This window comes from Streptomyces geranii, assembly GCF_002954775.1.
GTDB lineage: Bacteria > Actinomycetota > Actinomycetes > Streptomycetales > Streptomycetaceae > Streptomyces > Streptomyces geranii.
Map to the genome: position 1 here is coordinate 33,521 of NZ_PJME01000031.1, position 14,065 is coordinate 47,585.

The following is a 14,065-nucleotide window of genomic DNA, read 5'->3' on the forward strand; positions in this document are numbered from 1 at the left end:
CGAGGAGTGGCCATGACCCATCAGGTCCGTGCTGTCGTCGCGAAGGGGAAGGGCGCCCCCGTCAGCCTGGAGACGATCCTCGTGCCGGACCCCGGTCCGGGCGAGGCGCTGGTCCAGGTCCAGGCCTGCGGGGTCTGCCACACCGACCTGCACTACCGCGAGGGCGGGATCAACGACGACTTCCCCTTCCTGCTGGGGCATGAGGCGGCGGGTGTCGTCGAGTCGGTGGGCGAGGGGGTCACCGATGTCGCCCCGGGTGACTTCGTCATCCTCAACTGGCGTGCCGTGTGCGGGAACTGCCGGGCCTGTCTGCGCGGGCGGCCCTGGTACTGCTTCAACACGCACAACGCCAAGCAGAAGATGACCCTCGCCGACGGTACGGAGCTGTCGCCCGCTCTCGGTATCGGCGCCTTCGCCGAGAAGACCCTGGTCGCCGCCGGGCAGTGCACCAAGGTCGACCCGGCCGTCTCGCCTGCTGTCGCCGGGCTGCTGGGGTGCGGGGTGATGGCCGGGATCGGTGCCGCCATCAACACCGGGAACGTGGGGCGCGGTGACACCGTCGCCGTCATCGGCTGCGGGGGCGTCGGGGACGCGGCCGTCGTCGGGGCGAACCTCGCGGGCGCGGCGAGGATCATCGCCGTGGACATCGACGAGCGGAAGCTCGCCACCGCCCGCACCCTCGGCGCGACCCACACGGTCAACTCCAGGGAGACCGATGCCGTCGAAGCCATCCGTGAGCTGACCGGCGGCCACGGCGCCGACGTCGTCATCGAGGCGGTCGGCCGGCCGGAGACGTACAAGCAGGCGTTCTACGCCCGCGACCTGGCCGGAACCGTCGTCCTGGTCGGTGTGCCCACGCCCGACATGAAGCTCGAACTGCCGCTGATCGACGTCTTCGGACGCGGCGGCTCGCTGAAGTCGTCCTGGTACGGCGACTGCCTGCCCTCCCGCGACTTCCCCATGCTCATCGACCTTCATCTCCAGGGGCGGCTCCCGCTGGACGCCTTCGTGACCGAGACCATCGCGCTCGACGACGTCGAGAAGGCGTTCGAGCGTATGCACGGCGGAGACGTGCTGCGTTCGGTGGTGGTGTTCTGATGGGCGCCCCCATCGAGCAGAGCGCGCGGATCGAGCGGCTCGTCACCTCGGGCACGTTCTCGCTCGACGGCGGCACCTGGGACGTCGACAACAACGTCTGGATCGTCGGCGACGACAGCGAGGCGATCGTCGTCGACGCCGCCCATGACGCCGACGCCATCGCGGCGGCCCTCGGCGGCCGTACCCTCCGGGCCGTCGTGTGCACGCACGCCCACAACGACCACATCGACGCGGCCCCCGCGCTCGCCGCGCGCACCGGCGCCCCGGTCCTGCTCCACGGCGACGACCTGCCGCTGTGGAAGCAGACCCATCCGGACCGGGAACCCGACGGCGGACTGGCCGACGGCCAGGTCCTGACCGTGGCCGGCGTCGAGCTGACCGTCCTGCACACGCCCGGACACGCCCCGGGCGCGGTCTGCCTGTACGCGCCCGCCCTGGGCGCCCTCTTCAGCGGCGACACGCTGTTCGCGGGCGGTCCCGGGGCCACTGGACGGTCGTACAGCCATTTCCCGACCATCGTCGGCTCGATCCGGGACCGGCTGCTGACCCTGCCGGGCGAGACGGTCGTATACACCGGGCACGGCGACACCACCACCGTCGCCGCCGAGGCGCCGCATCTTCAGGAGTGGATCGACCGCGGCTTCTGATCGTCCGGCCGTGGACTGACTGCCCGCCTGCGTGTTGTGTCATGTGCTGTGTGTTGTGCAGTGCGCAACTGTCATTCATGGCTCGTACGTGGCTCATCCCGGCCCCTGGACTTCTTGACAAGGGTTCTGGGCGCCCTCAAACTGACGTTGCGCTTACCGCAATCCGTTTCGCTATACGCACCGAGGTGTCATGATGATTCCCGCGTGCCGACTCGCGGATCTCCCGCGAGGTGAGGCCTTCCGGCTCGACATCGACCCGCCCGTCTCGGTGTTCCACACCGAGGACGGCGAGGTCTTCGCCATCGACGACACCTGCACCCACCAGGATGCCTCGCTCGCCGACGGCTGGCTGGAGGGCTGCGAGGTGGAATGCCCGCTGCACGCCTCGAAGTTCGACCTGCGCACCGGCGCGGTCGACTCCCCGCCGGCCAAGCTGCCGGTGCGGACGCACGAGGTGGTCGTCGAGGACGGCATGATCCACGTCCGGGTGTCCGCGGACGCCCCCAACCTGCCGCCGTGCGTCGCGGCCCGGCTAGCCGGGGGTCCCGCGTGAGGACGGTGGCCGTGGTGGGCGCCTCGCTGGCCGGACTGTCGGCGGCGCGCTCGCTCCGGAAGCAGGGCTACGACGGGCGGCTCGTCGTCATCGGCGACGAGGCCCACCGCCCGTACGACAGACCGCCGTTGTCCAAGGAGTTCCTGGCCGGAACCCTCGGCGAGGCGGACCTAGGGCTGGAGACGGACGGCGAGGACCTCGGCGCGGAGTGGCTGCTCGGCACCCGCGCCACCGGCCTCGACCGCACCGACCGGTCCGTCCGCCTCGCCGACGGCCGGGAGGTGCGTGCGGACGGCGTCGTCATCGCGACCGGCGCCGCCGCCCGCACGCTCCCCGGCGCCGAGGGCCTCACCGGCGTACACACCCTGCGCACCCTGGACGACGCCCGCGCCCTGCGCGACGAACTCGCCCGCGGTGGCCGCCTGGTGGTCATCGGCGGCGGCTTCATCGGCGCGGAGGTCGCCTCCACGGCGTACGCCCTCGGCCTCGACGTCACGGTCATCGAGGCCGCCCCGACCCCGCTGGCCGGCCCCCTGGGCGAGACCATGGGCGCCGTCGTCTCCGGCCTGCACACCGACCACGGCGTACGGCTGCTCTGCGGGGTCGGCGTGAAGGGGCTGAGCGGGGAGCGGCAGGTCGAGGCGGTGCTGCTGGAGGACGGGCGCAGCGTTCCGGCCGACATCGTCGTCGTCGGGGTGGGGGCGCGGCCGTGTGTGGAGTGGCTTGAGGGGTCCGGGGTCGTTCTCGACAACGGGGTCAAGTGCGGGGCGGACGGGCGCAGCAGTCTGGCGGGGGTTGTCGCGGTGGGGGACTGTGCCAACTGGTACGACCCCCGGGCGGGCGTTCACCGTCGGGTCGAGCACTGGACCGGGGCGGTGGAGCGGCCGGCTGCGGCGGTGGCTGTGCTGCTGGCCGGGGGTGCGGTGTTGCCGGGGGCGCCCCGGCCTCCCTACTTCTGGTCGGATCAGTACGGGGTGAAGATTCAGTTCGCCGGGTTCGCGGGGGGTGCGGACAGTGTGACGGTCGAGGAAGGTGCGGTGGGTGACCGTGACGTCCTGGCTGTCTATCGGCGGGGTGGGGAGCCGGTTGCTGTGCTGGGGATGAATCAGCCTCGGCTTTTTGTGCGGTGGCGTAAGCAGTTGGCTCTGCCGGTTGTGCGGTGAGTTCGGCTGCCGGTCGGTGGGGCTTCTCGCGCAGTTCCCCGCGCCCCTAGCGGGTGCGCCCCTGCGGGGCGCTACCCGACATCAAGTGATCACTACGTTTCTCCGAGGAGTGCCCTGTGACCTCGACCAGTCTGCCCGACAGTCTGATCGCCACCCTCCCCGGCTCCTCTTACACGGACGCGGGGATCTTCGCCCAGGAGCAGGAGCGGATATTCGAGACCATGTGGTTCTGTGTCGCGCGCGCTTCCGAGCTGGCGAAACCCGGTGCTTTCCGGACCGTCGACGTGGGGCGCGAGAGCATCCTCGTGACGCGGGCGCGGGACAACTCGATCCGGGCCTACTTCAATGTGTGCCGGCATCGGGGAGCCAAGCTCTGCACCGAGGAGACCGGTGAGGTCAAGCGGGCCTTCCAGTGTCCCTACCACGCCTGGACGTACGGGCTCGACGGCAAGCTCGTCGCCGCGCCCAACCTGACGAAGATGCCGGATGTCGGCCGTACCGAGTACGGGCTGGTGAGCGTGGCTGTCCGGGAATGGCTCGGCTATGTCTGGGTCTGCCTCGCGGAGAACCCGCCCTCCTTCGAGGAGGACGTGATCGGCGAGGTCATCGGCCGGCTCGGTGACGTCGAGTCGATCGAGCACTACGACATCGACAACCTCTCGGTCGGCAAGCGGATCGTCTACGACGTGAAGGCCAACTGGAAGCTCATCATCGAGAACTTCATGGAGTGCTACCACTGCGCCACGATCCACCCCGAACTCACCGAGGTGCTCCCGGAGTTCGCCGACGGCTACGCCGCCCAGTACTACGTCGGCCACGGCGCCGAGTTCGGCGGGGAGGTGCAGGGGTTCACCATCGACGGCTCCGAGGGGCTCGACCGTATCCCGGGGGTCGCGGAGGAGCAGGACCGCCGCTACTACGCGATCACCGTCAAACCGCAGGTGTTCATCAACCTCGTACCCGACCATGTGATCTTCCACCGCATGTACCCGGTGGCGGCCGACCGCACGGTTGTCGAGTGCGACTGGCTGTATCTGCCGCACGTCGTCGAGACCGGCAAGGACGTCAGCCGGTCGGTGGAACTGTTCGACCGCGTCAACCGCCAGGACTTCGAGGCCTGCGAGCGCACCCAGCCGGGCATGAGTTCCCGCTTGTACGCGAAGGGCGGCGTGCTGGTGCCGAGCGAGCACCACATCGGCGCCTTCCACGACTGGGTCAGCGAGCGGCTGGGGACGCGCTAGCCTCCGCAGGGCCACAGCCGCAGGACCACAGCCGTGGACGGCAAGATCACCGGTTTGTCCCGCCTCGTCCGACGTACAACCTTTCTGTGCCATGGGTAGTCTCACTCAGCGTCAGAGTTGTGCGACCAAGGGCTTCAAGGGGGACACGGTGCGAGGTATCAGAGCGGCGATGACGGCGCTCGCGCTTGCGGGCACCATGCTGGGGACGGCGGCGGGCACCGCAGGCGCGGCACCGGCGGAGGTCTCACGCGCGGCGGCGGCCTGTCCTACGGGCTGGGGCAGCGGCGCCAAGAGCGGCGGCGCGGTCATGGGGGCCGATCATCTGACGGACGTCAGGACCGGACGGCACGACTGCTACGACCGCATCGTGTTCGACGTGCCCGGCGGCGGTCAGGTCGGCTATGCCGTCCAGTACGTGGACCGGTTCTACGCGGACCCCTCGGGTCAGTACATCCCGGTCGCCGGCGGGGCGATCCTCGACATCGCCGTGGGTGCGTGGAGCTACGACCTGGAGGCCGGCGTACCGACCTACCCGGGTGTGGTGGGCAGGCCGCTGCCGGGTGTGAACATCAGCGGGTACAGCACCTTCCGGGACGCCCGCTTCGGCGGCACCTCCGAGGGCCAGAGCCAGGTCGGGCTCGGTGTGCGCGCCCGACTGCCGTTCCGGGTGATCCAGTTGGCCGACCGGGTCGTGGTCGACGTCGCCCACAGCTGGACGAGCTAGGCCCTGTCGTGTGACTCCTGCCGCAGGCGTACGTCCCTGTTCACCCGTGCCTCAGGACACGCCGGCGGCAGCAGCCACGAACCCCATCCGGTGGCTGATCTCCGCAGCCCCCTTGACCAGCAGCGGCGCCGTCTCGTGCAGCCGCTCCGTCGTGAACCGGTAGGAGGGCCCGGACGCGCTCACCGCCGCGACGACCGTCCCGGTGTGGTCCCGGATCGGCGCCGCCATCGCGTGCAGCCCGATCTCCAGCTCCTCCTGCGTCCAGGCGTACCCCTGCTCGCGCGCCTCGACGAGATCCTTCTCCAGCTTCGACTTCGCGGTGATCGTGTGCGGGGTGACCTTCTTCAGGCCCGCCCCGTTCAGCAGCGCGGTCCGCTCCTTCGCCGGGAGGTGGGCCAGCAGGATCTTGCCGCTGGACGTGGCGTGCAGCGGGGTCAGCTGGCCGACCCAGTTGTACGCGCTGACGGCCCCGGGGCCGCGTGCCTCGAACAGGTTGACGGCGTAGTGCTCCTGCAGCACGGCGAGGTTCACCGTCTCGCCGATCTCCTCGGCGAGCTGCTCGCAGACCGTACGGCCCTGCTGCGTGATGTCGATACTTCCCGTGACCGCGCCGGCCAGCCGGACGATGCCGAAGCCGAGCCGGTACTTGCCGCGTTCACCCGCCTGCTCCACCAGACCACGCGCCTCCAGCGCGCCGAGCAGCCGGAACGCGGTCGATTTGTGAACATCGATCTCGGCAGCGACCTCGCTGACGCCTGCCTCGCCGCGTTGGGCGAGGATCTCCAGGACGCTGATCGCGCGGTCGACCGACTGCACTCCGCCGGCCGGTGAATTGGACGTTTCGGTGTCTGTGCTGTGGTTGCTCACAACGAAACTATACGCGCAGTAAAAAACGCCCCTTCCGGTAACAGCTCCGAAATCAAGACCTTGCATGTTGCGTGTCCCGCAACCTGGTGCGTATAGCGCTACTGGATTAGCATGCCTCGCGTATCTACGGCGCGAGCGAGACGAGACATCATGGCTCCCCTGCAATACGACTTCGTCATCGTCGGCGGCGGATCGGCCGGCAGCGCACTGGCGAACAGGCTCTCGGCGGACCCGGCGAACCGGGTGCTCGTCCTGGAGGCCGGCCGGTCCGACTACCCGTGGGACGTCTTCATCCACATGCCCGCCGCCCTGACCTACCCCATCGGCAGCCGCTTCTACGACTGGAAGTACGAGTCCGAGCCCGAGCCCCATATGGGCGGGCGGCGCGTCTACCACGCCCGCGGCAAGGTGCTGGGCGGCTCCAGCAGCATCAACGGCATGATCTTCCAGCGCGGGAACCCCATGGACTACGAGCGCTGGGCGGCCGACCCAGGCATGGAGAAGTGGGACTACGCGCACTGTCTCCCGTATTTCCGGCGCATGGAGAACTGTCTCGCCGCCGACCCCGACGACGAGTTCCGCGGCCACGACGGCCCCCTCGTCCTCGAACGCGGCCCGGCGACCAACCCGCTCTTCGGCGCCTTCCTCAAGGCCACCGTGGAGGCGGGGTACCCGGCGACGGACGACGTCAACGGGTACCGGCAGGAGGGCTTCGCCAAGTTCGACCGGAACGTCCACCGTGGGCGGCGGCTGTCCGCGTCGAAGGCGTACCTCAAGCCCGTCCGCAAGCGGCCCAACCTCACCGTGAAGACGCGTGCCTTCGTGAACCGCGTGCTCTTCGAGGGCAAGCGGGCGGTGGGGGTCGAGTACCGGCACGGCAGGGGACCGGTGCAGGAGGTCCGCGCCAAGGAGGTCATCCTCTGTGGCGGCGCGATCAACTCACCGCAGCTGCTCCAGCTGTCGGGCGTCGGGAACGCCGAGGAGCTGAGCGCCCTGGGCATCGACGTCGTGCACGACCTTCCGGGCGTCGGCGAGAACATGCAGGACCACCTTGAGGTGTACGTCCAGTACGCCTGCAAGCAGCCCGTGTCGATGCAGCCGTACATGGCGAAGTGGCGGGCCCCCTTCATCGGGCTCCAGTGGCTGTTCAGGAAGGGTCCGGCGGCCACCAACCACTTCGAGGCGGGGGGCTTCGCCCGCAGCAACGAGGACGTCGACTACCCCAACCTGATGTTCCACTTCCTGCCCATCGCGGTCCGTTACGACGGCTCCTCGCCCGCCGGTGGCCACGGCTACCAGGTGCACGTGGGGCCCATGTACTCGGACGCCATCGGCTCGGTGAAGATCAAGAGTAAGGACCCGCGCGAACACCCCGCCCTGCGCTTCAACTACCTCTCCACCGAGCAGGACCGGCGGGAGTGGGTCGAGGCGATCCGGGTCGCGCGCAGGCTGCTCAACCAGCCCGCGATGGCCCCGTACAACGACGGCGAGGTCTCGCCGGGGCTCCAGGTGGACACGGACGAGCAGATCCTCGACTGGGTCGCCAAGGAGGGCGAGACGGCGCTGCATCCGTCCTGCACCTGCAAGATGGGGCCCGCGGCGGACGAGATGGCCGTCGTCGACCCCGAGAGTCTGCGGGTGCACGGGGTGGAGGGCCTGCGGGTCGTGGACGCCTCCGTCATGCCCTACGTCACCAACGGGAACATCTACGCGCCGGTGATGATGATCGCCGAGAAGGCCGCCGACCTGATCCTCGGCAAGGAGCCGCTGCCCGCCTCAAAGGCCGTGTACTACCGCCTCCGTGACGCCGAGCAGGGCGGGTAGGCGTTGGCTGCCTCGGGGTTGAGGTCGCTGCTGGAGCGCGTCCGGTACGAGGTGCTGCCCGCCAAGGCGACCGAGGAGAAGGTGCTGGCCCATGTGCCGCGCGACGTCGTCGTCACGGTGACGGCGTCGCCGGTCAAGGGACTGGAGCCGACTCTCGACCTCGCCGAGCGGCTGGCGGGGCACGGGTATCGGGTCGTCCCGCATGTGCCTGCGCGGCTGCTGCGGGACGACACGCATCTCAAGGACGTCGTCGACCGGCTGCGGGAGGTGGGGGTCGATGACGTCTTCGTGCCGGCGGGCGACTCGGATCCACCGGCCGGGGCGTACGAGGGTGCCTTGCCGGTGCTGCGGAGGCTCGGTGAGCTGGGCGGCCCGTTCACGCATGTCGGCGTGACCGGTTACCCCGAGAGCCATCCGCTCATCCACGACGACGTCACCATCCAGTCGATGTGGGACAAACGGGAGCACGCGACGTACATCGTGAGCAACCTGTGCTTCGACGCGCGGGTGTTGGGGGAGTGGGTGGGTCGTATACGAGGGCGGGATGTCTCCCTGCCCGTGTACGTGGGGGTGGCCGGGCCGGTGCAGCGGGCCAAGCTGCTGTCGATGGCGACGAAGATCGGGGTGGGCGAGTCCACCCGCTTCCTGGCCCGGCACCCGTTGTGGTTCCTGCGGTTCGCCGCGCCCGGCGGATACTCGCCGGAGAGGCTGCTTGCCCAGGTGGAGGGGGCGCTCACGGCACCCGGGGCGGGGGTGGCGGGCCTGCACCTGTTCACGTTCAACCAGGTCGCGGAGACGGAACGGTGGCGGCGGGCCGTGCTGGAGCGGTTGGCAGGCTGAGGTTCGCTCCTGGCGGGGCGGGGCCTCCGGTGGGAGACCTCGCCCCGCCAGGCCGGGCTCACACGCGGTCGGCGGCGATCAGGACGTACTGGAAGGAGCCGTCCTTGTACGACTCGATGAACGCCTCCTCGATTCCGGTGACCAGCGAGGACGTGGCCCGCAGCTCCCAGTAGGGCAGCGTGTCCGGGGTGAGGTCGATGACGGCGTTCGGCACCAGCCGGTTGTCGGCCATGGCGCGCAGGTACTCGCGGCGGGAGTGGATGTTGCACTCGAAGTGGGCGTTGATCTGGGAGACCCACTTCGACGGCTGACCGTAGCGGGGGTTCCAGCAGCCCGTGATGGTCACGTACCGGCCGCCCACCCTCAGGAAGCGGGAGTGTTCCGCGAACAGGTCGTGCAGGTCGACGTACATGGTCGACTCGTTGTTCCACGACGCCGCCACGCTGCCCTTGTCGAAGGGCGTGTCGAGCATGTTGCACACCCGGGAGCGGACCTGGTCCGCGATGCCCAGTTCCCGCGCGCGCCTGTTGCCGAAGTCGGCCTGGGTGGCGGAGAGGGTGACGCCCTCGACCCTGCTGCCGAAGCGGTTGTGGGCCATGACCATGGATCCGCCGCGCCCGCAGCCCGCGTCGACGAGGGTGTCGTCGGGGCCGATGGTGCCGAGGTGGTCCATGAGCAACTCGGCCTGCGCCGACTCCAGTCGATGCAGCTCCGCGACGAGCTTCTTGTCGTACTCGCTGTGCGCCGGATCGCCGAGCGCGGAGTGGTCGACGGGGCCGATGCCGTAGTGGTGGTGGTAAAGCCCGTCCACGTCACCGAGGCGCAGGTTGACGGGCCGTGCCTCGTTGTTCCAGTAGCGGGCGATGTCCTCCTGGTACGGCGTCGCCGGGGCCGGGATCTTCACGGTGGCGGTTGCGGTAGAGGTGGCGGTAGCGGTTGTTTCAGTGGTCACAGATAAATTCCGTTCTTTACCAGAAATCGGGCAGTGTGTAGCGGTAGGTATTGGTCCGGTGCCAGTCGTGGTTGCCGTCGACCCAGGCGGCCACGCCCTTGAGGAAGCGCAGCATGCTGGGCAGTGGACAGGCCTTCGCGAGGTCGGCCGCGGCGGCCTCGAAGGTGTGCTGGAGTTCGTTGTGGACCTCGACGGCCTTCAGATAGGCGTCGCGCTCGGAGAGCTTCTCGCGCTCCGCGATCACCACCGGCAGGTTCAGGTGCAGGCCCGGGCTGTCGAGTTCCTTGGTGTACGAGTAGAGATCGTTGACGATGGTGGTCGCGTTGCCGGCCAGCGCGATGACCCGTTGCACGTCCGGCCGGGCGTGCAGGTCCGCGGGCAGCTCGTAGCCGCCGACGGTGTCGGTGATCGTGGGGCAGGGCCGGAAGTTGTTGAACTGGCGCATCGCCAGGTACTCCCACACCTCCGGAACATGGCCGGTCTGTGCCCAGGCGGCCTCGGCGAGGTAGCCCAGGTGCAGCCGGGCCATGTCGTGCCGGTAGCGGTCGGCCTGGGACGGCGTGGCCGCGCGGACGAAGTAGTCCATCGCGCTGCGGTAGGCCCGCCGGGGGGCGTCCGAGGTGAGCGACTCCTGCCACGCCGGTGCGTATTCGGCGGTGGTGTGGAAGTGGTCGAGCGCGGTGTGCGCGAGGAGGAGGCGCCCGCCGAGACCGACGGGTGACCCGCCGTGGTCCTCGCAGTAGCAGTCGTCCACCGCGTTCTCCGCGACCATCAGCCGCGTGGCGAGCATCAGGTGGTCGACCGTCGGGGCGTCGGGGTGGCAGCCGACCATGTATCTGCCGACGGAGAAGCCGTCGAACTGCCCCTCCCACTCCTCGGGAAAGAGCTGGACCTCGTCCTTGGCCCAGTCCTTGATCCGGCGGCTCACCTCCTCGACCCGCACCGGGTCGGGCTCCGGGACGGAGTGGTGGTAGAGGCCGGGAACGGCTCGCCCCTCGGCGGGCGGCGCGGATGCCGGGGCCCCCGGAACCGGGAGCGAGGGGGCGTGGCCGCCCGTCAACGAGAGCGCGGTCGCGCCCAGTCCGCTCGGTCCGCGCAGGATCCGCTGGAGGGCGGAAGCGGCCTCGGCGGGGTGAGGCGTGTCCCGTACGGCGGCTGCGGATACGGCTGCGGATGCGGCCGTGGGGGGTGGTGGCGGGGTGGGGAGCGGGACCGGTGGATGCAGCGAGGCGAGAAAGCGCACGGCGGTCGGCGTGACCGGGAGGTCGGGGACGGCCGGCGTACCGGTGTCCGGCACGGCGGTGGGCGGTGTCGGCAGTTGGTCGGGGGAAAGTGACCCGAGGGACCCGGAGTCGGGCATCGGCGGCTCCTTGTGGACCTGTGATGGGCGGCGTGGGCCTGCGACGGATCAGGGCCTCAGCGCGGCCTGGGGGCGATCTGCACGTTCTCCATCACGCCGAGGGCGTCGGGCAGGAGCACCGCGGCGGAGTAGTAGGTACTGACCAGGTAGGAGATCACCGACTGTTCGTTGATGCCCATGAACCGCGCGGAGAGCCCCGGTTCGTACTCGTCGACCAGCCCGGTCTGCCGCAGGCCGATGACGCCCTGGTTCTTCTCACCGGTACGCATCGCGATGATGGCGCTGGTCTGCTCCCTGCTGATCGGGATCTTGTTGCAGGGCAGGATGGGGACCCCGCGCCAGGCGGGGACGGACTGCCCGCCGAGGTCGACATGGTCGGGATAGAGACCGCAGGCGTTGAAACCACGTCCGATGGCGGCGATGGTCCTGGGGTGGGCGAGGAACATCTTGGTGCCGCGTCGGCGGCAGAGCAGCTCGTCCATGTCGTCCGGGGTCGGATGACCCTCGCGGGGCTGGATGCGCTGCTTGAAGTCGACGTTGTGCAGCAGCCCGAACTCCCGGTCGTTGATCAGCTCGTGCTCCTGGCGCTCGCGCAACGCCTCGACGGTGAGCCGGAGTTGCTCCTCGCTCTGGTTCATCGGACCGTTGTAGAGGTCGGCGACCCGGGTGTGGATCCGCAGCACGGTCTGTGCGACGGAGAGTTCGTACTCGCGCGGGCGCAACTCGTAGTCGACGAAGGTGCCGGGCAGTTCGGCCTCGCCGACGTGACCGGCCGACAGGGCGATCTCGGCCTCACCGTGCTTGTTCTGACGCTGCCGGGTACGGGAGTCGAACTGATCGACGTGGGCCTGGAGGTGGGGTGCGGCGGCCCGGACGGCGGCGAAGTCGGCGTGCGAGAGGGTGAGGAGGGTGCCGGAGGTCTCGGCGGTGACCGTGCAGTCGTGGCGGGCGTCGGGGTCCGACAGCGCGTTCTCGCCGAAGTGGGCGCCGTCCGCCAGCACCGCGACGGCGATCTCTCCGCCGTACTCGCCCTCGGCGGTCTGGCTGACCCGGCCGTGTGCGATCAGATGGATCCGGTCCGCGGGACCGCCGCGCTCGACGAGGACCTCGCCCGCCGTGAAGTCACGCTGTGTGCAGCGGTCGGCGAGGGCGGTGAGGACTTCCGTGTCCTCGAATCCGCGCAGCAGGGCCAGTTCGGCGAACGCCTGCGGGATCACCCGGACCGTGGCGCCCTCCTGGACGAACTCGACGCGCCCGCTGCCGACGGTGTGGCGCAACCGCCGGTTGACCCGGTAGACACCGCCCCCGGTCTCGACCCAGGGCAGCATCCGCAGCAGCCAGCGGGAGGTGATCTCCTGCATCTGCGGGGCGGACTTGGTGGTGCCGGCGAGGTTGCGGGCGGCGGCGGTGCTCAGGGACTGCTGCGGCACGTCGGCCGCGGTCCGCGCTTCCGGGGTGCTGTCGACAGACATCGGGGGATTGCTCCTTGCACGACGGGTCGTCCGACGCACACGGGTACGCCGACCGGGAGACAGGGAGGAGGAGGCAACTGGCGAGAGGGATCAAGGGAATCCGTCCACTCGCAGCAACCTAGCCGCCAAACCGGCCGCGTCGTTCGGGGAGTTGAGTGAGGTAGCTCGAAGCAGTGAAAACCGGCGGGATGTGGTTTGTCGGCTCGACCTCAGAGATCCGTCATGCCGCCCACGTATACGAAATACCGACCCCGTATACGAAATGCGGACCTCAGCGGAAGACCACCGTCCTGTTCCCCTCCACCATCACCCTGCTCTCGCTGTGCCACTTCACCGCGTGCGCCAGCACCTGCGCCTCCACGTCCCGGCCCACCGTCACCAGCTCCCCGGGGTCCAGCGAGTGGTCCACCCGCACCACGTCCTGCTCGATGATCTGGCCCTCGTCCAGCTCGGGCGTGACGTAGTGCGCCGTCGCGCCGACCAGCTTCACGCCCCGGTCGTACGCCTGCTCGTACGGCCGCGCCCCCTTGAAGCTGGGGAGGAAGGAGTGGTGGATGTTGATCGCCATGCCCTCCAGCTCCTTGCACAGGTCGTCGGAGAGGACCTGCATATAGCGGGCCAGGACCACCAGGTCGATCTCCAACTCCCGTACCAGCTCCAGCAGTCGGGCCTCCGCCTCCGGCTTCGTCTCCCTTGTCACCGGGATGTGGTGGAAGGGGACGCCGTAGCTCTCCGCCAGGCTCTCGAAGTCGCGGTGGTTGGAGACGATCGCCGGGATCTCGATGTTCAGGCCGCCCGTGCGGCGGCGGAACAACAGGTCGTTCAGGCAGTGGCCGAACTTCGACACCATGATCAGGGTGCGGGTCGGCGTCGACGCCTCCCGAAGGGTCCAGGAGATGCCGTACGCCTCCGCCACCGGACCGAATCGGTAACGCAGATTTTCCAGTCCCGCGTTTGGATCGGAAACGTCGAAGTGGACCCTCATGAAGAAACGGCCCTGGAGCCGGTCATCGAACTGCTGGCTCTCCAGGATGTTTCCCGAGTTGCGGACGAGAAAGCCGCTCACGGCGTGCACCAGCCCCGAGCTGTCGGGGCAGGAGAGGGTGAGGACGTACTCGCTGCCGGTCTGCGGGCGCGGGAACTCAGGGGACACGTCAGCCTCCGTTGGTGCGTATTGCACAACATGGTGAGCGATACGCAACATGGTCGGCTCGGTGGCCGGTCGCGTCAAGGGCGGTCGGGCCTTGTCTGGTGTATGTGGGCGCGGCGCGCGCCCGTGACCTCGGGGGCTGTCGAAATCGTCATCCGCCAACTACTTGACGTA

13 protein-coding genes are annotated in these 14,065 nt (G+C 69.3%); 8 read left to right on the plus strand and 5 right to left on the minus strand.

What is annotated here, in order from left to right:
• Window positions 1–12 precede the first annotated feature (12 nt).
• From CW359_RS29430 to CW359_RS29455, 6 genes are all read left to right on the plus strand, one after another.
• Window positions 13–1,098: an S-(hydroxymethyl)mycothiol dehydrogenase gene (locus tag CW359_RS29430; protein ID WP_105973214.1), complete on the plus strand. Its 1,086-nt coding sequence runs from the start codon at window positions 13–15 to the stop codon at window positions 1,096–1,098.
• Window positions 1,098–1,745 (plus strand): MBL fold metallo-hydrolase, encoded by a 648-nt coding sequence (locus CW359_RS29435; protein ID WP_105973215.1) that lies wholly within the window; start codon window positions 1,098–1,100, stop codon window positions 1,743–1,745. Before CW359_RS29430 ends, CW359_RS29435 begins: the two co-directional genes overlap by 1 nt.
• 190 nt (window positions 1,746–1,935) lie before the next feature.
• On the plus strand, window positions 1,936–2,298 hold the full coding sequence (locus tag CW359_RS29440; RefSeq protein WP_105973216.1) for a bifunctional 3-phenylpropionate/cinnamic acid dioxygenase ferredoxin subunit: 363 nt from the start codon (window positions 1,936–1,938) through the stop codon (window positions 2,296–2,298).
• Entirely contained in the window at window positions 2,295–3,461 is a 1,167-nt protein-coding gene (locus CW359_RS29445) for an NAD(P)/FAD-dependent oxidoreductase (protein ID WP_105973217.1), read from the plus strand. Before CW359_RS29440 ends, CW359_RS29445 begins: the two co-directional genes overlap by 4 nt.
• A gap of 116 nt (window positions 3,462–3,577) precedes the next feature.
• Window positions 3,578–4,702: an aromatic ring-hydroxylating oxygenase subunit alpha gene (locus CW359_RS29450; RefSeq protein ID WP_105973218.1), complete on the plus strand. Its 1,125-nt coding sequence runs from the start codon at window positions 3,578–3,580 to the stop codon at window positions 4,700–4,702.
• A gap of 148 nt (window positions 4,703–4,850) precedes the next feature.
• Window positions 4,851–5,426, plus strand: coding sequence for an AMIN-like domain-containing (lipo)protein (locus CW359_RS29455; protein ID WP_105973219.1), 576 nt, complete (start codon window positions 4,851–4,853; stop codon window positions 5,424–5,426).
• Window positions 5,427–5,477: 51 nt separating this feature from the next.
• Here the strand turns inward: CW359_RS29455 and CW359_RS29460 are convergent, their stop codons facing one another.
• The gene (locus CW359_RS29460) at window positions 5,478–6,242 is read right to left on the minus strand and encodes an IclR family transcriptional regulator (protein WP_105973220.1); all 765 of its coding nucleotides are present in this window, start codon (window positions 6,240–6,242) and stop codon (window positions 5,478–5,480) included.
• 201 nt (window positions 6,243–6,443) lie between these two features.
• Here CW359_RS29460 and betA point away from each other — a divergent pair, with 201 nt between their 5' ends.
• A complete protein-coding gene (gene betA, locus CW359_RS29465) occupies window positions 6,444–8,117 on the plus strand; it encodes a choline dehydrogenase (RefSeq protein WP_105973221.1) in 1,674 nt (557 codons plus the stop codon).
• Window positions 8,118–8,120: 3 nt separating this feature from the next.
• Entirely contained in the window at window positions 8,121–8,957 is an 837-nt protein-coding gene (locus tag CW359_RS29470) for a methylenetetrahydrofolate reductase (protein WP_105973222.1), read from the plus strand.
• Between the two features lie 58 nt (window positions 8,958–9,015).
• On the opposite strand, the gene CW359_RS29475 is transcribed toward CW359_RS29470, so the two are convergent.
• The 4 genes from CW359_RS29475 to purU all read right to left on the minus strand — a co-directional run bounded on the left by CW359_RS29475 (window position 9,016) and on the right by purU (window position 13,894).
• Complete coding sequence (locus CW359_RS29475; protein WP_105973223.1) at window positions 9,016–9,909, minus strand: geranyl diphosphate 2-C-methyltransferase; 894 nt, start codon at window positions 9,907–9,909, stop codon at window positions 9,016–9,018.
• 16 nt (window positions 9,910–9,925) lie between these two features.
• On the minus strand, window positions 9,926–11,269 hold the full coding sequence (locus tag CW359_RS29480) for a family 2 encapsulin nanocompartment cargo protein terpene cyclase (RefSeq protein ID WP_105973224.1): 1,344 nt from the start codon (window positions 11,267–11,269) through the stop codon (window positions 9,926–9,928).
• Window positions 11,270–11,325: 56 nt separating this feature from the next.
• The gene (locus CW359_RS29485; protein WP_105973225.1) at window positions 11,326–12,741 is read right to left on the minus strand and encodes a family 2B encapsulin nanocompartment shell protein; all 1,416 of its coding nucleotides are present in this window, start codon (window positions 12,739–12,741) and stop codon (window positions 11,326–11,328) included.
• A 271-nt stretch (window positions 12,742–13,012) separates the two neighbouring features.
• Window positions 13,013–13,894 (minus strand): formyltetrahydrofolate deformylase, encoded by an 882-nt coding sequence (gene purU / locus CW359_RS29490; protein WP_105973226.1) that lies wholly within the window; start codon window positions 13,892–13,894, stop codon window positions 13,013–13,015.
• Window positions 13,895–14,065 lie beyond the last annotated feature (171 nt).

Bases quoted from the DNA above. Each gene is read 5' to 3' on its own strand.
- CW359_RS29430 (WP_105973214.1), top strand. From the start codon at position 13: ATGACCCATCAGGTCCGTGCTGTCGTCGCGAAGGGGAAGGGCGCCCCC.
- CW359_RS29435 (WP_105973215.1), top strand. From the start codon at position 1,098: ATGGGCGCCCCCATCGAGCAGAGCGCGCGGATCGAGCGGCTCGTCACC.
- CW359_RS29440 (WP_105973216.1), top strand. From the start codon at position 1,936: ATGATGATTCCCGCGTGCCGACTCGCGGATCTCCCGCGAGGTGAGGCC.
- betA (WP_105973221.1), top strand. From the start codon at position 6,444: ATGGCTCCCCTGCAATACGACTTCGTCATCGTCGGCGGCGGATCGGCC.
- CW359_RS29480 (WP_105973224.1), bottom strand. From the start codon at position 11,269: ATGCCCGACTCCGGGTCCCTCGGGTCACTTTCCCCCGACCAACTGCCG.
- CW359_RS29485 (WP_105973225.1), bottom strand. From the start codon at position 12,741: ATGTCTGTCGACAGCACCCCGGAAGCGCGGACCGCGGCCGACGTGCCG.